We start from the raw sequence: 16,567 nt of genomic DNA on the forward strand, positions 1-16,567 counted from the left end.
TCAGATCCCCGCCCCTGCGATGCCATCCAGACCCGGTGTTGTGAATTTCAGCGAGTCCTTGTGCGCCACGCCGTTGTCCGCAAGCGACTTCGCCGGATCGGGGCTGAACGGTTCGCCATTGCGGGTCCATTCGGCCTTCGCCCAGTCGATCTTCTTCCAATCGGGATGCATGCCGAACGCCTGTGCCATCGGCCCTTCGACAAGGGCGCCGAAGGGCGTGTCGGGCGGCAGCGGCCAGCAATAGGGCGATGCGAACATCATGTGCCGGTTCCACCCGACATAGACGAGGCGGGCTCCGCGGAAATCCTCCTGCCGGTCGTGCGAGGTGAACTCGTAAGGTGCGTTTGCAGTGATGGTCATGCGTCCTCTCCCTTACGCGTCGTTCCTGGTGGCAAGACCGCGCCACAGGTCGAAGTTCCGCGCGTCCTCGCTGTCCTTGTGGAGGCCGGATTCGGCTGGCGTCAGCTTCAGGAAGGCCATCGCCGCGGCCATCGGGTCGAAGCCTTCGGCCGTCGGGTCGGCATCGCCGAACAGATTGCCCTTGTAGAGCTCGTGCGCGCCGAGGTTGGCCTGCACGTATTTCTCCGGCTCGTCCTCGAAGATTACCTGGCACCATTCCGAACAGAAATGGAAACGCTCGCCATCATGCTCGCAGGTGTGTTCGGCGCGGGTCAGCGGTTCGCCCGGGACCGGGAAGATCGTCGGGATCTGGCAGACCTGGCACTGCTGCGGCGGGGTCTGGGCCTCGAACGGAGTACCCTCTTCCTCAAGCTTGGCCCAGTATTCGAAGCGCGGGCGATAGTACTGGTCGAAAGTGTCGGGATACTTGGCCGACAGCCAGTCCATGTCCTCCTTCGACGGCAGCCACGCGTGAAAGTTGCTGGTTCCGCGGGCCTGGTAGAACTGGCACCATGCCATATGGCTCAGGTGATCGCGTTCCTTGCGGACCTGTTCGACGCAGGGGGGAACCTCGATGCCGTAGCGGGCAAGATCGCGGAACAGCGCGCCGCAGTTTTCCTCGAAATAGATCTCCCACGCCTCGGCCCAGCTCATCACGCGCTTGGGCAGCATGTAGTCCTGCATCATGGCGACCAGCGTCAGCACGCGCACGCCGCGCCACGTCCACTTGTTCAGCCACTTCTGCACGATGGGCAGGTTGTCGGGGTCCTGTTCCAGCACGAACTTGATGACTTCAAGACCCAGCGTCATGTGCCGCGCCTCGTCCGACTGGGCGGAGAAGCCGAAGGTCATCGCGCCCATGTCGCCGTTGTAAGCCGCGCCCGAAATGAAGGGCACGAAGACGAGGTTGGTCAGCACGTATTCGAAGGCAAAGCCGATCGCGACGATGAATTCGAACGGACCGCCCGTCGCCGCATCCTCGAAGAAGCTGCGCGGCACCTGAAGGTATGGCAGGTGCGTGTGGTGATGGCGGAAATTCGCCATGCCGTCGTAATAGCGGTTGTAGTTGCTGATCGCGTGGACCTGCGTCTGCGCGTGGCGCATTTCGTCCAGCGACTGCATCATGCAGGCAACGCGCGGACCGACGCCGCGGAACTGGCGCCCGATATGGGCAAAGCCGCGGTGCGACATGTATTCCAGCGGCGCGAGGCCGTTGATGAACAGCTTGACCGTGTTGATATAGCGCGCATCCGACAGCGTCAGGTGCCCGTTCCCCTGCGCAAAGGCATCGAGAATGGCGTAGAGCTTGCGCTCTTTCTCGGCCTGGTACTTCCAGTAGGCATCCATGGTCAGGCGGAAGGGATCTTCCCACGCGTCCCAGTCATGGATCTTGATGCCTTCGAACGTGTCCATCGGGAACACGTCGTCGACGCTCTGGTACGTGGGCTCCCAGCCCAGCCCGCGCGTCATCAGCGCGTAGCGTTCCTTGAGGCCGAGCTTTTTCTTCTTGGTGACGGCGATGTCCATGGTGTCTCTCCTCAGCGATCCCAGCTCAGAACCAGCGCGTCGTCGTCTTCGTCGACGTGGCCGGACAGCGAGATCATGTTGATGTGCAGTTCCTGGAGGTCGAACTCGCGGCCGACCTCTTCCTCGACCGTTTCGCGATTGACGGTCAGCGTGCCGGGCGCGGTTATGCGGACCATGCCGGGCTGGTAGTCGAAGCTTGCGTGCTCGTTGTCGCGCTCGATCGCGTCGATCACGCCGCGGGTGTCGTCATTGGCCTGAAGGCACAGGAACACGGTGGATTTCGTCTCGGTCATCAGGCTGCTCCCACTTTGGCAAGGCGCTTGTCGAAGGCGGCAAGAACCTCGTCCATCTGCGCCTCTGCCCCGTCGCCCAGAGCGATGGCCGCAACGGGAAGCAGGGCGGAGACGGCACGGGCGCGCCACTTGGAGGTCCAGCCCTTGATAAGCTCGGCGTTGGCGTCGCTTTCCTTGGCGGCGACCTTGACCTGCGCATCGATCCACTTGGTCGCCTCGGCGTGCCATTCGGACTGGAACTGGCAGACCATCGAGACCGCGCTGCCGCCCTTCATGGTCAGGACGTTGTCGACGATCTCGCCGTAGATCAGCGGGTAGAGAATGCCGTCGAGCACGAGGTCCTGCGCGATCAGCACTTCGAACCAGTCCTTCTCTACGAACAGGTCCTCGACCAGGCGGCGCAGCGGCTGCCACGCATCGTCGTGCAGCCACGCGTCCTTTGCCGTGTCGAGGCATTCGGCCTCGTCCAGCAACAAGCCGATGCGGGTGATGAACTGCGCGATGCCAAGCTGGTCCATCGCGTAGTAGAGCGCGCCCTGCGTGATCGCCGCGCCATAGCCATAGGCGGCGGTCGTCTCGTTGTTCATGCTCGACCCCCATGCGACATGTCGCAGGGGTAAAAGCAGCCTCAGCGCGGTATCGCGCACGTCATCGGGCATGGCGGCGCCAAGCCCGCGGCTCTCGACGAAAGTGAACGCGCTTTCGGCGGTTTCCTGCTGGCGCGAACGGGCGATGACATAGCTGCCGTAATAATACTGGCGCGGGTCCTTGAAGGCGTACCAGTCTTCCATCGCGATCTTCGTGCGATCGGGATCGAAATAGTCATGCGCCGGGTCCCACAGCGGGCGATAGTGCTGCGGCCCTTCGGTCTGCATGTCGAAAGTGCCTTCCTGATAGCGGGAGGCGATCTTGTCCGCGCCGATCCGCTCCGCCACGTGCGCGAAAGTGCGCCGCTTGGGATCGATGCTTACGGTTTTCAGGTCCATCTGCATGGGGTGTGGTCCTTCCTCAGGAAAGTCGGGCGTCGGCTTCGCGCTGGAGGCGCGCGTCGAAATCGTCCTCGGGCCGTGCAGTGCCCGTGACGTCGATGACCTTGTTGTCGCGGCAGAACTGTTCGAACGCCTCTTCGGGCATGATCAGTTCGACGAAGATTTCTGGGGCGCCGATCGCGAAATCGAATTCGGTGATCCCGTTGGCGCGTCGGTTGCGCACGCGCACGTAACGGTTGTCGAGCAGGGGTTCGTCGGCGTCAGCCGGCTGTTCCATCGGTCCTCTCCTTCGCGCCCGGTTTTTCCGGGCATTGGTTTCAAGACCTGTTCTGCAAACCCCGTGCCAAAGTTGAAAACGTTGGAATTGCGTCGTTTTTCCGGCCGCGGGCCCGACAATTTTGTCAACGTGTTAGAGAGAGCGACAAAATTGTCGGGTGCCTTGCGGCAAACCTGTGTTCAGCCCTTCGCGCGCGCCTCGATCTCGGCGCGGCGGACGACCGATGCGGGGACGCCCGCGATGCCCCAGTTGTCGGGTTCGATGGGTACGACCTGCCCGCGCACGACATCCTGCGGACAGCCCAGATGCCTGACGATGCGGGCGGTGAACCCCTCGATCAGCGCGTGGTGCTGTTCGATCGTGCGGCCCGTCATGACGAGGCAGACGAAGTAGGGCGAATCCTGCCCGCCTTCGGACACCAGCCTGCCGCCGGTGGCCCACAGGTCGGGCTCCACCTGGTTCACGAAAGCACGAACCCGTTCGACCGGCGGCTTTTCCGCATCGGGATAGAGCGTGGCAGCGTAGAATTCGCTGACGTCATCCAGCAGGGCGTGGATTGCCTCGCGCGGATAGCGGTCCTTGACGAGATTGAACTGGACTACGGGCATGAGGGAGAAGCCTTCCTGTCAGATGCCGTGGCGGCGGCCGGAATCGAGGCCCATGGTCGACCCGGCCAGCGCATCGGCTTCGGGGTCGAGCAGCATGGCGATTGCCCAGGCCACCTGTTCGGGTGTGGTGAAAGCACCGATGGCGGAATCGGCGCGCATGTTTTCGTATTCCTCGTCGAGCGGCTTGCCCGCCCGTTCGGCCCGCGCGGCGGCGACCTTGCGCAGCCGTTCGGTATCGGCGGGGCCCGGTGCGACGAGGTGTGCGGTGATCTTGCGCGGGCCATAGGCCCAGCTCATCTGCCGCACGACATTGGCCAGCGCGGCATTGCCGACACCGGCGGTCGCCGCATAAGGCGAAGGTTCGAACCCGTAGTGCCCGCCGATTGCGACGAGGCGCGATTTTTCGCGCAGCTTCGCATCGACGCCGCGAACCAGCCGGACAAAACCGCCGCACTTCAGGTTCGTCGCCGTCGCCAGCGCGCCGGGTTCGGCATTGAGGATACCGCCTGCCACCGGCAGCCCGACCGAGTGGACGACCATCGCCACCGGCTGGTCCGGCAGCGCGGCCGCAATCGCATCGATCGCGCTGTCGTCGCCGATGTCTGCGGCGCAGGCGACGAAGCTTTCGCCCAGCTCCGCCTTGATGCCGTCCAGTGCAGACGCATCGCGCGCCACGCCGACGACCGTGAGGCCGCGGGCGGCAAGCTTGCGGGCGATGACTTCACCGAAGGCGCCGGTCACTCCGACTACGACGGCGGTTTCCTTGCTCATTCAAAACTCCGATTGCAAATCTGGGACCAGTCCCAAAAAAGGCGGGGGCCGGGTGTTCCTTGTCCGGCCCCCGAGGCAGGGATCAGGTCAGTTGCGGTAACGCAGGGTCAGGAACCACTCGCGCGGTCGGCTGTAGGTTGCCGAGTAGATCGCGAGAGCGTTGGTGTAGCCCGACTGGATGTAGCGCTTGTCGAAGATGTTGCTGACACCGGCCTGCACTTCGAAACGCCCGCTGTTCTCGGCCCAGGTGAGCGAGCCGTTGAAGATCGAACGGCCGTCTGCTGCCAGCAGTTCGGTGTTCGCCTCGTCGTTGTAGACCTTCGACGCGTAGTTCCAGTCGATGCGCGGCGTGAACGTGCCCGCACCGGTCTCGATCTTGTAGGCGGTGCCCGCCTGCAGGGTCCATTCCGGCGTGTTGACGAAAGCCTCGTCACCCGTAAGCGGCACGCCCGGCGCGACATCGGTGTAATGCGCATCGAGGTAGCCACCACTGGCATCCAGCGTCCATGCATCGGTCAGCGCGGCATTCAGTTCCGCCTCGATGCCCTGGATCTTGCCGTCGCCGCCATTGGCCGTGACCGGCGAAGACCCATTCTGGAAAGTCAGCTGGATGTCGTCGTAGTTCGTGTTGAACGCAGCTAGGTTCAGACGAATGCGGCGATTGAGCAGCGACGATTTGATGCCGATTTCCGACGTCTTGGCCTTTTCCGGGCCGAAAGTCGGCGCGGGCAGCGGGGCGAAGGTCGTCGTATCGAAGTTCGGCACCGTCAGGCGGGTCGTCCAGCCGCCGCCCTTGAAGGCCGTGGCATAGGACGCATAGAGCATGACGTTGCGATCGAGGTGGTATTCCGCGCCGATGCGATAGGAGAAGTTGTTGAACTTCTGCTGGTTCTCACCCAGCGGGTAGAGCCGGTAGGTGTCGGTCGGATCGGGATAGACGAAGGGCGGAAGCCCCAGCACCTTGCCGCCAAAGTTGTTTTCATCGCGCTGCGCGCCGGTGAACTTCTTGTTCTCCCACGTGTAACGCGCACCCAGCGTGATGCCGAGCTTGTCTGGGATCACGTCGATGTTGTTGTGCATGAACACGGCATAGGACTTCGTGTCGAAGTCGTTGTCGGGCGAGTTGATCTGGATAAGGCCCGACATGAAGGGCACCTGGTCGGTCAGCGTACCCATCTCGTGGAAATAATAGGCACCCAGCAGGAAGTTCCAGTTGCCGTCCATGGCTTCGCCTGAAAGCTGGAATTCCTGGCTGAACTGCTTTTCGTTCGTTTCGAACGACGGGGCCAGCGTCAGGAACGGCGCGCCGCCGATGTCGGCACCGAACGTGGAATCCAGCTTGCGATAGGCGGTGATCGACTTCACCTGCAGCGCGTCCGACAGGTCGTATTCGAACTGCAGGTTCAGACCCCAGTTCTTCACCTTGTCGAAGTTCGCGCCCGTGGCATAGCTGCGGTCCGGGTTCACGTCGCCGTCGCTGTCGCGGATGACATAGCGGTTGTCATAGGGCAGATGCTGGCCCGCCTCGTCGAACAGCGAGGGCTGCGAGCCTGCGGGCGAAGCCGCATTGCCGCGCATCGAGTTGCACAAGTTGGCAACCCCGCCGCCAAGGCCGGTCAGTGCGCCTACGCCTGCGTAAACCGCCGGATCGCCGGTGATGCAGGTGTTGTAGAGCGCGACGTAGAGTTCCTGGTTCACGTTGACGATGCTGAACGGCGCAGCCGACTGGTTCACGTGCAGGTAGTCGCCGATGACGCGCACGCGGAAGTCTGCGCTCGGCTCGATCAGGATCTTGGCGCGGACAGAAGTCTTGTTCTCGCCGCCGCTGGTCGAATGTTCCGGTCCGTCTACGATCGGGAACGCGAAGTTGTCGTCGGTATTCGTCGTCTCCGGCCCACCGAACGCGCCGCCGGTGGCGAGCAGGTAGATCGGGTTCATGTCGGTCGGGCCGTCATAAGGAATGCGCTTCTGCCAGCCGTCACGATGCTTGGTCGAAAACGCGATGCTGGACGTGATCAGGCCCGGAACGATCGGAATATCGATGGCGCCGCGCACGTCGACGCGGTCGTAGCTGCCGGTCGTGATTTCGCCGGTGGCGTAGAACTGGTCGCGCGGATCGCGGGTGACGATGTTGAGCGCGCCGCCGATGGTGTTACGGCCGAACAGCGTGCCTTGCGGACCCTTCAGCACTTCGACACGCTCGATATCCAGCAGATCGACATTCGCGCCGATGTTGCGGGCAAGATAGACGCCGTCGACGTAGATGCCGACACCCGGTTCGAGGTTGAAGGCGAAGTCGTTCTGGCCGATGCCGCGGATGTAGCTGACGAGGATCGAACTCGACCCACCAAATGCCGCGGTGTTCTTCAGCGTCACGTTGGGCGCCTGCCCGCCGATCTGCGAGATGTCGGTAAGCCCCTTGGCCTGCAGCGCGTCCGCCGTCACCGCGGTGATCGCGATTGGCACGTCCTGCGCGGATTCGCTGCGGCGCTGGGCCGTCACCACGATCTCTGCCAGGCCGCCCTGCTGCGTCTGTTCGACCGCCTGTCCGGCGGGGACTTCATCGCTCTGCGCATGGGCCATTTGCGGCGCAAGCAGGCCGAGCGCCATCGTCAGCGCCGAAGCGCTGTTTTTGAAACCGAACTTCATCTTACTTTCCTCCCCAGGGGACGCGCGCGGCGCGCCCCGCAAGTTGATCTTACGTCAGCACTTCAAGAAAACTCGGCCGGACGGTGTTGTCCTGGCTAAAGGTGGCCTTGCCCAGCTCGGTCGTGTCCCAGACCAGTGTGGGCGTGTCCGGATAGTGGACGTAGCCGCCGGTAAAGACCTCGTTCCGGTTGCCGGACGGGTCGAAGAAATAGATCGTCGCACCGCGCGTGACGCCGTGGCGATTGGGCGCGACGTCGACCGCGATGTTGTATTTCCCGATCAGATCGGCCGCGTGATAAAGGTCGTTCACGCTGTCGAGCAGGAACGACACGTGGTGGAACTTGTTGCCCTCGGGCTGCAGCACGAAGGCGATGTCGTGCGGCTTGTTCGACGTTGTGAGGAAGAGCGCGAGGCTCATCTCGTTCTCGTGCGCGACCAGCTTCTCGCTCATCGTGAAGCCGAAGACTTCCATCATGATCTTCGCATTGGCGTCGATGTCGGTCCCGCCCAGCAGGCAGTGGTCCAGACGCACGGTGCGAAAACCGCGGATGTAGCCTTCGTCGGGGATCGTGCCGGGGTTGCGCAGCGGCATGCCGTTACCGTTCTGCTCTTTCTCGGCATAGACGTGGATTTCATGCCCGCTCGGCAGGTTGAATTTGATGCGCCGTCCGCTGGCGGGATAAGTATTGGCGGGCACGTGCTCCACCTCGATGTCGAAGGCGCGCAGGCGTTCGGCAAAGTCGTCCAGATCGCTATCGCGCGCGGTTTTGAACGCGACATAATCGATACCCGGCTGGTCCGCCTTGCGCAGGACGAGCGAGTAGAGATCATGCTCGTCCGGGCACTTGTAATAGACCTTGTCGTCGTCGCCCTGGTGGGTTTCGATCAGGCCCATTCGCTTGTCGTAATGCTGGCGCGATTCCTCAAGGTCGAAGACCCGGATCGCGACCTCGCCAACTCTCATGATGCCGGTAACGGGCATGTCAGGCTCCTCGTTGCTTTTCATTGGCGAAGGCCGACAGGCAGCTCTTCGCGATCTCTTCATCCTGTGCGGCGCTTCCGCCCGACACGCCGACAGCGCCGATCAGCGCGCCATCCGACATGATCGGAAAGCCGCCGGGCACTTCGCAGACGCGTTCGCGGCGCAGCAGGCCATCGCGCACGCAGCGTTCCTCGCCGTCGAGCAGCGCGCTGAAATCGCGCGTCGCCATGCCGAAGCTGGCCGAGGTGTAGGCCTTGTCCATCGCGATGCCGGTGGAGGCGAGAAACGCGCCCGGCACCCTGACGAACCCGCCCAGCGCTCCGCCCGCATCCACGATGGCGATGCATACGCGGGCGCCCAGCGCCTCGGCCTTTGCAGTCGCACTGGCGAGTGCACCCTGAATGGTATCGGCGGGAAGGCCGGTCATCATGCCACCTTCCTCGCCTTCGTCTTGCAGCGGTCGATCGGCGCTGCCCGCATGGTCAGATTGCCGCGCGGCATGATCCGGCAGGCAAGCGCGAGGCCGTTCAAGGCCTCCTCGGGCGGGACGCAGGCCGTGCTCATCGGGCGGGCGACATATTCGCCGCCCTGCACGCGCACGCGGCACACGCCGCAGCCGCCGCCGCGGCAACCGATGGCCAGCGGGTTGAGCCCGGCACAGCGCATCGCATCGAGGACGGTCTGGTCTTCGCGGCAAGTGAACGGCTGTGACCCGGCGATCTCCACGCGCCACGCGGGCGCAGGGGTGCTGCGCTTCGTGTCGTTTTCAGGGATTTCGCCTGTACTCACAGTCATCACTCTCCTTGGGTCCGGCGGGCCACTTGGCGGGCCCTTACCGGCGCTATCTCGTTCTTATGCGTCCACTTTCGAGGTGGAATTATGGCCGATCAATCCGCGTTCGCGCGCCATCGTCAATGCCGTATCCTCGATCATGTCCTCTTGTCCGCCGATCATGCGCTTGCGGCCCAGTTCGACAAGGATATCGCGCGCCGGAACGCCGTATTTCTCGGCAAACTGCTTCGCGTTGTAGAGGAACGTGGAATAGACGCCCGCATAGCCCAGCGTCAGCGAATCCCGGTCCGCGCGCGGCGGCTTGGGCATCATCGGCAGGACGAGGTCTTCGGCCACGTCCATCAGCGCGAAGGTGTCGACACCGGTCTTCACGTCCATGCGTTCGAGCACGGCGGCAAAGACCTCCAGCGGCGTATTGCCTGCGCCTGCGCCGAACCCTGCGGCACTGCCGTCGATACGCGTCGCACCGGCGGCGATGGCGGCCAGCGAGTTGGCAACGCCCATGCCGAGGTTGTGGTGGCCGTGGAAGCCGATGCCGGTCTCATCCTTCAGCGCATCGCGCAGCAGGGTAATGCGGTTGGTAACCTCGTCCGGCAGCATGTAGCCTGCGCTGTCGACGCAGTAGATCGTCTCCGCGCCATAGCTTTCCATCAGCAGCGCCTGTTCGACCAGCGCCTCGGGCGGGGTCATGTGCGCCATCATCAGGAAGCCGACGGTGTCGAGACCCAGTTCGCGGCCAAGCCCGATGTGCTGTTCCGAAACGTCCGCCTCGGTGCAGTGGGTGGCGACGTGGACGCAGCCCGCGCCGCAATCGGCGGCCATGCGCAGTTCGTCCAGCGTGCCGATCCCCGGAACGTGAAGGACCGAGATCACCGCGTTCTTCATCTCGGGCACGACGGCGCGCAGGTATTCCTCGTCGGTATGCAAGCCCCGGCCATAGTTGAGCGAGGACCCGCCAAGCCCGTCGCCATGCGTGACCTGGATCAGCGGGACGCCTGCGGCATCGAGCCCCTTGGCGATCGCGACCATCTTGTCGACGGGGATCTGGTGCCGCATCGAGTGCATGCCGTCGCGCAGCGACATGTCGTGAAGCTTCACGTTCTTGCCCGCGACTTGCGAATAGAGGGTCGTCATCACGCGGCCTCCTCTGCCGGAATGGGAGTAAGCGTGATCGTGCCGTCGAGGATCTCGCGGGCGAACATTTCCGCCGTGCGCGCGCCAGCGGCCGTCATGATGTCGAGGTTACCGGCATACTTGGGCAGGAAGTCGCCCAGCCCTTCGACCTCGAGGAAGATCGCGACCTTGCGGCCGTCGAACGTCGGTCCGTTCTTCAGGCGATAGCCCGGCACGTACTTCTGCACTTCCTTAATCATCGCATGGACCGAATCCGTGATCGCTTCGCGGTCCGGTTCGTCTGCGGTTTCGCAATAGACGGTGTCGCGCATCATCAGCGGCGGTTCGGCAGGGTTAACGACCACGATGGCCTTGCCGCGCCCTGCGCCGCCGACCTTGGCGACCGCGTTCGATGTCGTGCGGGTGAACTCGTCGATGTTCTTGCGTGTGCCCGGCCCGATGGAGAGCGAGGCGACCGTCGCGATGATCTCGGCATAGTCGACCGGCTGGACGCGGCTGACGGCGTTCACCATCGGGATCGTCGCCTGCCCTGCGCACGTCACCATGTTGACGTTCATCACCTTCTCGCCGGCAAGGCGCGCAAGGTTTACCGGCGGCACGCAAAGCGGGCCGATCGCGGCAGGCGTCAGGTCGATCATCAGCACGCCAAGCGCGTTCAGCTTGCGGCTGTTGTCGGCATGGACATAGGCCGAGGTCGCGTCGAAGGCGATCTGCACGCCGTCTTCCAGAACGTGCGGGACCAGCCCGTCGACACCCTGATCGGTCGTCTTGAGGCCAAGCTCTTTCGCGCGGGCAAGCCCTTCGGACGTCGGATCGACGCCGACCATCCACACCGGCTCCAGCACGTCGGAGCGCAGCAGCTTGTAGAGCAGGTCGGTCCCGATATTGCCCGGACCGATGATGGCGCACTTAACTTTCGTCATGCTTCCTGTCCCTTCAGGGCGACTTCCTCGCGTTCGGCAAACGTCATGCCGCCGACCGCGTAATGTTCGAGCTTCGTTTCCTGGATCACGACGCGGACCTGTTCGGGCCTCACGAGAACCGAACGGACGGCGGCTTCGGTCAGCTGGCGGCAAAGCTCGCGCTTCTGCTCGCACGTGCGGCCTTCACCGAGAACGACATTGATGATCGGCATCTCAGCCCCTCCCCCGCTGCGTCATGATGTCAGCCGATCCGGACACTGATTTCCCCCATGTCCTGGAAACGGGCGAAAACGGCATTGCCGGTCTTCACCGCGATGGCCTCGGTCGCGCCGCCGGTCAGCACGATACTTCCGGCCGGAAGCGTACGACCACGGCCATGGAGCCAGGTCACCAGCATCTGGATCGAACGCGCCGGATGGCCCAGCACTGCGCCCGAAGATGCGGTGGCGACGATCTCGCCGTCGATTTCCATGACCAGGCCGATCGTGCGCAGATCAAGATCGCGCGGACGGCGCGGACGCCCGCCCATCACGAAGCGCGCAGACGACGCATTGTCGGCAATCACGCTTTCGAGGTCGAACTTGAATTTCTCGAACCGGCTGTCCAGCACTTCCAGAGCGGGCTGAACGTAATCGGTGGCATCGAGGATCTCGTCGATCGTGACGTTCTCGCCCGAAAGCTCGTCTTTCATGACGAAGGCGATCTCGGCCTCGACACGCGGGTGGATCAGCTTGTCGGTCGGGATCGTGGAGCCTTCCGGGTCCTGCATGTCGCGCATGAGCATCGCAAAGCTCGGCTCGTTGACGCCCATCTGTTCCATCTTGGCCTTGGACGTCAGGCCCGCCTTCAGCCCGATCAGGCTGCGGCCATCGGCTTCCCAGCGGGCCAGCAGGCGATCCTGCACCGCATAGCCATCGTCGATGGTCATGCCCGGGTGCTTTTCGGTCAGCTTGGCAATCGTGTGCGGCGCAGCCTGCGCCTCAGCCACGATATCGGCCATTTCGTCGAGAACGGCTGCATCAAGCATCGGCGGCCTCCTGCGTTCTGAAAAGCGCGGCGGCGCCGCCATTGGCGAAGCTTACTTCGCAGGTTCCGATGCCGCCGATGTAGGCGGCCAGCCGGTCGCCATGGGCAACCGGGATAAGGGGCGCGAGCGAACCGGAAAGAATGATTTCGCCCGCGCGGAACGGCATACCAAGCCGGCCGAGCGTATTCGCAAGCCACGCGACGGCGTTGGGAGGAGAGCCCTGAACTGCGGCACCAACGCCGGTCGCAACCGGTTCACCGTCCTTTTCCACCAGAAGCCCCGCCAGAGTCAGGTCGACGTCGCGGGGATCGATCTTGTCTTCGCCCAGCACGAAGACGCCGCACGATGCATTGTCGGCAACCGTGTCCTGAATGCGGATATCCCAGTTGTCGATGCGGCTGTCGACGATCTCGAAACAGGCGCGCACGTGATCGGTCGCGCGGATGACGTCGGTGGCAGTGATGCCCGGACCGACGAGATCTTCCTTCAGCACGAAAGCGATCTCCGCCTCGGCCTTGGGCTGGATCAGCTTGTCGAGATCGGCAGTGCCGCCGTTCTCGATCTGCATGATGTCGGTCAGCTGGCCGAAATCGGGTTCGAAGACCCCGATCATTTCCTGCACGGCCTTGCTGGTCACGCCGATCTTCTTGCCGACGATCCGTTCACCGGCGGCATAGCGCCGGTTCATGAAATGCTCCTGGATCCGGTAGGCGTCGACGATGTCGATGCCTTCGTACCGGTCGCGAAGCGGGGCGACGGTAGTGTTGCCGCGATATGCGTCGAGCAGTTCGTCGCCCGCGCGTTCGATCGTTGTCTGGTCGAGTGCCATCAGAGCTTCACACAGATGTTGCGCAGTTCGGTGTAGAATTCGAGGCTGTGGACCCCGCCTTCGCGGCCGATACCGGATTGCTTGGAACCGCCGAACGGGGTGCGCAGGTCGCGCAGGAACCACGAATTGACCCAGGTGATGCCGACATCGACTTGGCCTGCCACGCGGTGCGCGCGCGACAGGTTTTCGGTCCAGATGCTGGTGGCAAGGCCGTATTCGGTGTTGTTGGCTATGGCGATTGCCTCTTCCTCGGTGTCGAAGGGGCGGATGTGGCAGCACGGGCCGAAGATTTCCTCGCGAACGGGGGAGGCATCGTCGGCAAGGCCGGTCCAGATCGTGGGCTGGACCCACGAACCGTTGGCAAGCTCGCCCGGCAAGTCCGGAACGCCGCCGCCGGTCACAATAGTCGCGCCCTCGGCTTCTGCCTTGGCGTAGTAGGACAGCACCTTCTGGCGGTGTTCCTGGCTGATCAGCGGGCCGAAGTTCGTGCCCTTGTCCTCAGGGTGGCCGGGACGCAGGCTTTCGGCGGCCGCCTTCATGCGGGCGACGACTTCGTCGAAGACCGGACGCTCGACCAGAACGCGTTCAGTACCCAGGCAGACCTGGCCGCAGTTGAGGAAGATCGAACGGGTCAGCCCCTCGACCACCTTGTCGAGATCGGCATCGGCAAAGACCAGCGCGCTGTTCTTGCCGCCCATCTCGAAGGAAACGTCGCGGGTGCCGACGGCGGCGGCCTTCATGATCGCGGTGCCGGTGCGAGTTTCGCCGGTGAAGGTGATGGCATCGACGTCGGGGTGCTCGGTCAGGAACGCGCCCGCGCTGTCGGGACCGAAGCCGTGGACGACGTTATAGACGCCCTTGGGGATGCCGACGTCGTTCATCACTTCGCCCAGCAGCGTCGCGGTGCCCGGCGTTTCCTCGCTCGGCTTGACGACGACGGTATTGCCGCAGGCAAGTGCCGGGGCGACTTTCCACGTCATCAGCAGGAAAGGTGCGTTCCACGGGCTGATCACGCCGATCACGCCCTTGGGCTTGCGGATGGAATAGTTGATCGCGCCCGCGCCATCGGGCGTCGGGGTCTGGAAAGCCTCGCCCGCCACCGACTTCACGACATCGGCGAACGACTTGAAGTTAGCAGCACCGCGCGGAACGAAGGCGTGGCTCATCATCGAGCGCGGCTGGCCGGTATCGTTGAACTCGGCCTCGACGAAGTCGTCGAAGCGCTTGTCGATGCCGTCGGCGACGGCGCGCATCATGTCGGAGCGTTCCTCGACCGAGACGCCGGCCCAGGGGCCCTTCAGCGCGGCCTTGGCGGCCTTTACCGCGGCGTCGACTTCGTTACGGCCTGCCTCGCAGACATTGCCGACGAGCGAGTTGTCGAAAGGGCGGCGCTTTTCGAAAGTCTTGCCATCGGCGCTTAGGGCCATGGCGCCGTCGATGAAGTGACGGAACGTCGTCACATCGGCGTTGGCCGGCCTGTCGATCACGGATGCGTCCTTCATCAGCTTTCCCTTCCCTGCCCGCCCTGTTTCGTGACGGGCTTGGCTGTTGGGTATTGCCTAAAGGGCTTGCCAATTGCCGTCCAATATCAATATTTGGGTCCTGCATTACGGGAAAGGTATCGCTTGGATGAGCGCTTCGAACATCGATATCCGCCAGTTGCGCTATTTCGTCGCGGTCGTTCGCAACGGCAGCTTTCGCGCCGCGGCGCAGGCCGTCCACATCTCGCAGCCGCCGCTGACGCGCCAGATCCAGCAACTGGAAGAGGCCATCGGCGCAGAACTGCTCATCCGCCGCAGCAGGGGCGTGGAAACGACACCTGCGGGCGCGGCGTTCTTCGTCGATGCGCAGAACATCCTCGACCTGATCGACCGCGCGGCCCAGCGCGCGAAGCTGACCGGCGAAGGGCAGATGGGGCGGCTCGACGTAGGGGTATTCGGGTCGGCCGTGCTCGACACCGTGCCCAAGATCATCAAGGACTTCCGCGAACTTTACCCCAAGGTCGAAGTCGTGCTCCACAACATGGACCGCGAAAGCCAGATCGAGGCGCTGCGCGAACGCCGCATCGCGGTCGGTCTCAACCGCTTCTTCGAGGACGAGCCGGGCCTGACGTGGGAGCCGCTCCATAACGAGGCGATGATGGTGGCCGTTCCTGCCGCACACCCGCTGGCGAACAAGGCGGCCATCCGGTTCAGCGACATCGCGAACGAGCCGTTCATCTTCTATCCGCGCGTCGAGAAGCCCGGTGGTTTTACCGCCTTCACGATCCGCATGCTGAACGAACGCGGCATCCAGCCCAATGTCGTGCAGAACGTCGACAATGCGATCACCGCGATTGCCATGGTGTCGAGCGGGCTGGGCATCTGCTTCGTCGTCGAAGGCGCGCAGAACCTGCGCCTGCCGGGGGTGCGCTATCTGACGTTCGAGGAAGAGCAGAAAGTCCGCTTCGACCTCTGCATGATCTGGCGCGAGGATGACGATACGCCGCTGACCGAGGCGTTCCTGCAAGTCGCGCGCGACTGCGACAAGACGACGCTTCCCGCCGAAATCCGCTAGCTCAGCCGATCGGCGCGAACGTTTTGTCGAACTGGCCAAGGTCCGGCATCGGCAGCACCGCGCGGCTGTCCAGATCGCGGACCTGTTCGCGCAAGGCTTCGAGCGCGGCAGTCCGGTCCTCCAGCGGCAGGTAGGGCGTGTGATAGGCGGCGAAAGGCTCGATCACGTCCATCCCGACATAGCCGAGACTGCCCTGAAGGAAGTGGCGCAGCATCCCGGTTTCCAGCTCTCCGTGGATCGATCCGGGGCCAAACATATGCTCGCGCCCACCAAGGCTGAAGGCGGCAAAGGCGCGCTTTCCGGTCATGCCGCCCTGCCCGTAAATACCCCGCCCGCGATAGAAGAGGCCCGAGACGAAGGTGCGGTCGATCCAGCCCTTGAGGATCGCGGGGACCGAGAACCAGAACACCGGAAAGGTGAAGACGATCAGCTCGGCTGCCTGCACCTTGGCGATTTCGGCCATGATGTCGGGCGCCAGCGTTCCGCTCTCATACCCGTGCCGCTGTTCCAGCGCGTAAGTCAGGTGATCGCTGTCGCGCCGCTCGGTAAAATCGTCAGGCGACAGGACAGGGTTGAAGCCCATCGCGTAGAGGTCGGAATGGTCGATCTCCCACCCCTCGTCCGTCAGCGCGCCCGCGATCGTGTCGCGCATGGCGGCGACGAAGGAGTCGCTTTCGGAATGGGCATGGACAAGCAATGCGCGTCTGCCGGTGGTCTCAGTCATCCTTCGGTCTCCCTTTGCCCGTGGGCTAGGGTGCGCGGGGTGATACGGCAATTACTTTGCCGGTAGCCGGACTATACCGGACAGGTA

General features: G+C 63.6%; 19 protein-coding genes. 1 reads left to right on the forward strand and 18 read right to left on the reverse strand.

Annotation, left to right across the window (positions count from 1 at the left end; all coding sequences use genetic code 11):
* The 17 genes from KIH45_RS04385 to KIH45_RS04465 form a co-directional block, all read right to left on the reverse strand.
* Positions 1-360: a phenol hydroxylase subunit P4 gene (locus KIH45_RS04385; RefSeq protein ID WP_213174797.1), complete on the reverse strand. Its 360-nt coding sequence runs from the start codon at positions 358-360 to the stop codon at positions 1-3.
* Positions 361-372: 12 nt separating this feature from the next.
* Positions 373-1,926 (reverse strand): YHS domain-containing protein, encoded by a 1,554-nt coding sequence (locus KIH45_RS04390; RefSeq protein ID WP_213174798.1) that lies wholly within the window; start codon positions 1,924-1,926, stop codon positions 373-375.
* Positions 1,927-1,937: 11 nt separating this feature from the next.
* Complete coding sequence (locus KIH45_RS04395; RefSeq protein ID WP_213174799.1) at positions 1,938-2,219, reverse strand: MmoB/DmpM family protein; 282 nt, start codon at positions 2,217-2,219, stop codon at positions 1,938-1,940.
* Positions 2,219-3,205 carry an aromatic/alkene monooxygenase hydroxylase subunit beta gene (locus tag KIH45_RS04400; RefSeq protein WP_225899676.1) on the reverse strand — a complete coding sequence of 329 codons (987 nt, stop codon included), beginning with the start codon at positions 3,203-3,205 and terminating at the stop codon, positions 2,219-2,221. The genes KIH45_RS04395 and KIH45_RS04400 overlap by 1 nt, the downstream gene beginning before the upstream one ends.
* A 22-nt stretch (positions 3,206-3,227) precedes the next feature.
* Positions 3,228-3,485, reverse strand: coding sequence for a phenol hydroxylase subunit (locus KIH45_RS04405; RefSeq protein ID WP_213174801.1), 258 nt, complete (start codon positions 3,483-3,485; stop codon positions 3,228-3,230).
* Between the two features lie 179 nt (positions 3,486-3,664).
* Positions 3,665-4,093 carry a tautomerase family protein gene (locus KIH45_RS04410; protein WP_213174802.1) on the reverse strand — a complete coding sequence of 143 codons (429 nt, stop codon included), beginning with the start codon at positions 4,091-4,093 and terminating at the stop codon, positions 3,665-3,667.
* An 18-nt stretch (positions 4,094-4,111) separates the two neighbouring features.
* Positions 4,112-4,864: an SDR family oxidoreductase gene (locus KIH45_RS04415; protein ID WP_213174803.1), complete on the reverse strand. Its 753-nt coding sequence runs from the start codon at positions 4,862-4,864 to the stop codon at positions 4,112-4,114.
* 87 nt (positions 4,865-4,951) lie between these two features.
* Positions 4,952-7,513: a TonB-dependent receptor gene (locus tag KIH45_RS04420; RefSeq protein ID WP_213174804.1), complete on the reverse strand. Its 2,562-nt coding sequence runs from the start codon at positions 7,511-7,513 to the stop codon at positions 4,952-4,954.
* A 49-nt stretch (positions 7,514-7,562) separates the two neighbouring features.
* Complete coding sequence (locus KIH45_RS04425; protein WP_225899677.1) at positions 7,563-8,519, reverse strand: catechol 2,3-dioxygenase; 957 nt, start codon at positions 8,517-8,519, stop codon at positions 7,563-7,565.
* Positions 8,497-8,925 carry a GlcG/HbpS family heme-binding protein gene (locus KIH45_RS04430; protein WP_213174805.1) on the reverse strand — a complete coding sequence of 143 codons (429 nt, stop codon included), beginning with the start codon at positions 8,923-8,925 and terminating at the stop codon, positions 8,497-8,499. Before KIH45_RS04430 ends, KIH45_RS04425 begins: the two co-directional genes overlap by 23 nt.
* Positions 8,922-9,290 (reverse strand): 2Fe-2S iron-sulfur cluster-binding protein, encoded by a 369-nt coding sequence (locus tag KIH45_RS04435; RefSeq protein ID WP_213174806.1) that lies wholly within the window; start codon positions 9,288-9,290, stop codon positions 8,922-8,924. Before KIH45_RS04435 ends, KIH45_RS04430 begins: the two co-directional genes overlap by 4 nt.
* 57 nt (positions 9,291-9,347) lie before the next feature.
* Complete coding sequence (gene dmpG, locus KIH45_RS04440; RefSeq protein ID WP_213174807.1) at positions 9,348-10,421, reverse strand: 4-hydroxy-2-oxovalerate aldolase; 1,074 nt, start codon at positions 10,419-10,421, stop codon at positions 9,348-9,350.
* On the reverse strand, positions 10,421-11,344 hold the full coding sequence (locus KIH45_RS04445; protein ID WP_213174808.1) for an acetaldehyde dehydrogenase (acetylating): 924 nt from the start codon (positions 11,342-11,344) through the stop codon (positions 10,421-10,423). The genes dmpG and KIH45_RS04445 overlap by 1 nt, the downstream gene beginning before the upstream one ends.
* The gene (locus tag KIH45_RS04450) at positions 11,341-11,556 is read right to left on the reverse strand and encodes a tautomerase family protein (RefSeq protein ID WP_213174809.1); all 216 of its coding nucleotides are present in this window, start codon (positions 11,554-11,556) and stop codon (positions 11,341-11,343) included. Before KIH45_RS04450 ends, KIH45_RS04445 begins: the two co-directional genes overlap by 4 nt.
* A gap of 29 nt (positions 11,557-11,585) precedes the next feature.
* On the reverse strand, positions 11,586-12,371 hold the full coding sequence (locus KIH45_RS04455; RefSeq protein ID WP_213174810.1) for a 2-keto-4-pentenoate hydratase: 786 nt from the start codon (positions 12,369-12,371) through the stop codon (positions 11,586-11,588).
* The gene (locus KIH45_RS04460; protein ID WP_213174811.1) at positions 12,364-13,200 is read right to left on the reverse strand and encodes a fumarylacetoacetate hydrolase family protein; all 837 of its coding nucleotides are present in this window, start codon (positions 13,198-13,200) and stop codon (positions 12,364-12,366) included. Before KIH45_RS04460 ends, KIH45_RS04455 begins: the two co-directional genes overlap by 8 nt.
* A complete protein-coding gene (locus KIH45_RS04465; protein WP_213174812.1) occupies positions 13,200-14,702 on the reverse strand; it encodes a 2-hydroxymuconic semialdehyde dehydrogenase in 1,503 nt (500 codons plus the stop codon). Before KIH45_RS04465 ends, KIH45_RS04460 begins: the two co-directional genes overlap by 1 nt.
* A 127-nt stretch (positions 14,703-14,829) precedes the next feature.
* Between KIH45_RS04465 and KIH45_RS04470 the strand changes: the two genes are divergently transcribed.
* Positions 14,830-15,756: a LysR substrate-binding domain-containing protein gene (locus KIH45_RS04470; RefSeq protein WP_213174813.1), complete on the forward strand. Its 927-nt coding sequence runs from the start codon at positions 14,830-14,832 to the stop codon at positions 15,754-15,756.
* 1 nt (position 15,757) lies between these two features.
* On the opposite strand, the gene KIH45_RS04475 is transcribed toward KIH45_RS04470, so the two are convergent.
* The gene (locus KIH45_RS04475; protein WP_213174814.1) at positions 15,758-16,480 is read right to left on the reverse strand and encodes an NAD(P)H-dependent oxidoreductase; all 723 of its coding nucleotides are present in this window, start codon (positions 16,478-16,480) and stop codon (positions 15,758-15,760) included.
* Positions 16,481-16,567 lie beyond the last annotated feature (87 nt).

This window comes from Croceicoccus gelatinilyticus (genome assembly GCF_018398395.1).
GTDB lineage: Bacteria > Pseudomonadota > Alphaproteobacteria > Sphingomonadales > Sphingomonadaceae > Croceicoccus > Croceicoccus gelatinilyticus.

Bases quoted from the DNA above. Each gene is read 5' to 3' on its own strand.
- KIH45_RS04415 (WP_213174803.1), bottom strand. From the start codon at position 4,864: ATGAGCAAGGAAACCGCCGTCGTAGTCGGAGTGACCGGCGCCTTCGGT.
- KIH45_RS04395 (WP_213174799.1), bottom strand. From the start codon at position 2,219: ATGACCGAGACGAAATCCACCGTGTTCCTGTGCCTTCAGGCCAATGAC.
- KIH45_RS04405 (WP_213174801.1), bottom strand. From the start codon at position 3,485: ATGGAACAGCCGGCTGACGCCGACGAACCCCTGCTCGACAACCGTTAC.
- KIH45_RS04475 (WP_213174814.1), bottom strand. From the start codon at position 16,480: ATGACTGAGACCACCGGCAGACGCGCATTGCTTGTCCATGCCCATTCC.
- dmpG (WP_213174807.1), bottom strand. From the start codon at position 10,421: ATGACGACCCTCTATTCGCAAGTCGCGGGCAAGAACGTGAAGCTTCAC.
- KIH45_RS04430 (WP_213174805.1), bottom strand. From the start codon at position 8,925: ATGATGACCGGCCTTCCCGCCGATACCATTCAGGGTGCACTCGCCAGT.
- KIH45_RS04390 (WP_213174798.1), bottom strand. From the start codon at position 1,926: ATGGACATCGCCGTCACCAAGAAGAAAAAGCTCGGCCTCAAGGAACGC.
- KIH45_RS04470 (WP_213174813.1), top strand. From the start codon at position 14,830: ATGAGCGCTTCGAACATCGATATCCGCCAGTTGCGCTATTTCGTCGCG.
- KIH45_RS04410 (WP_213174802.1), bottom strand. From the start codon at position 4,093: ATGCCCGTAGTCCAGTTCAATCTCGTCAAGGACCGCTATCCGCGCGAG.
- KIH45_RS04455 (WP_213174810.1), bottom strand. From the start codon at position 12,371: ATGCTTGATGCAGCCGTTCTCGACGAAATGGCCGATATCGTGGCTGAG.
- KIH45_RS04465 (WP_213174812.1), bottom strand. From the start codon at position 14,702: ATGAAGGACGCATCCGTGATCGACAGGCCGGCCAACGCCGATGTGACG.
- KIH45_RS04385 (WP_213174797.1), bottom strand. From the start codon at position 360: ATGACCATCACTGCAAACGCACCTTACGAGTTCACCTCGCACGACCGG.
- KIH45_RS04460 (WP_213174811.1), bottom strand. From the start codon at position 13,200: ATGGCACTCGACCAGACAACGATCGAACGCGCGGGCGACGAACTGCTC.
- KIH45_RS04425 (WP_225899677.1), bottom strand. From the start codon at position 8,519: ATGAAAAGCAACGAGGAGCCTGACATGCCCGTTACCGGCATCATGAGA.
- KIH45_RS04445 (WP_213174808.1), bottom strand. From the start codon at position 11,344: ATGACGAAAGTTAAGTGCGCCATCATCGGTCCGGGCAATATCGGGACC.
- KIH45_RS04420 (WP_213174804.1), bottom strand. From the start codon at position 7,513: ATGAAGTTCGGTTTCAAAAACAGCGCTTCGGCGCTGACGATGGCGCTC.
- KIH45_RS04435 (WP_213174806.1), bottom strand. From the start codon at position 9,290: ATGACTGTGAGTACAGGCGAAATCCCTGAAAACGACACGAAGCGCAGC.
- KIH45_RS04450 (WP_213174809.1), bottom strand. From the start codon at position 11,556: ATGCCGATCATCAATGTCGTTCTCGGTGAAGGCCGCACGTGCGAGCAG.
- KIH45_RS04400 (WP_225899676.1), bottom strand. From the start codon at position 3,205: ATGGACCTGAAAACCGTAAGCATCGATCCCAAGCGGCGCACTTTCGCG.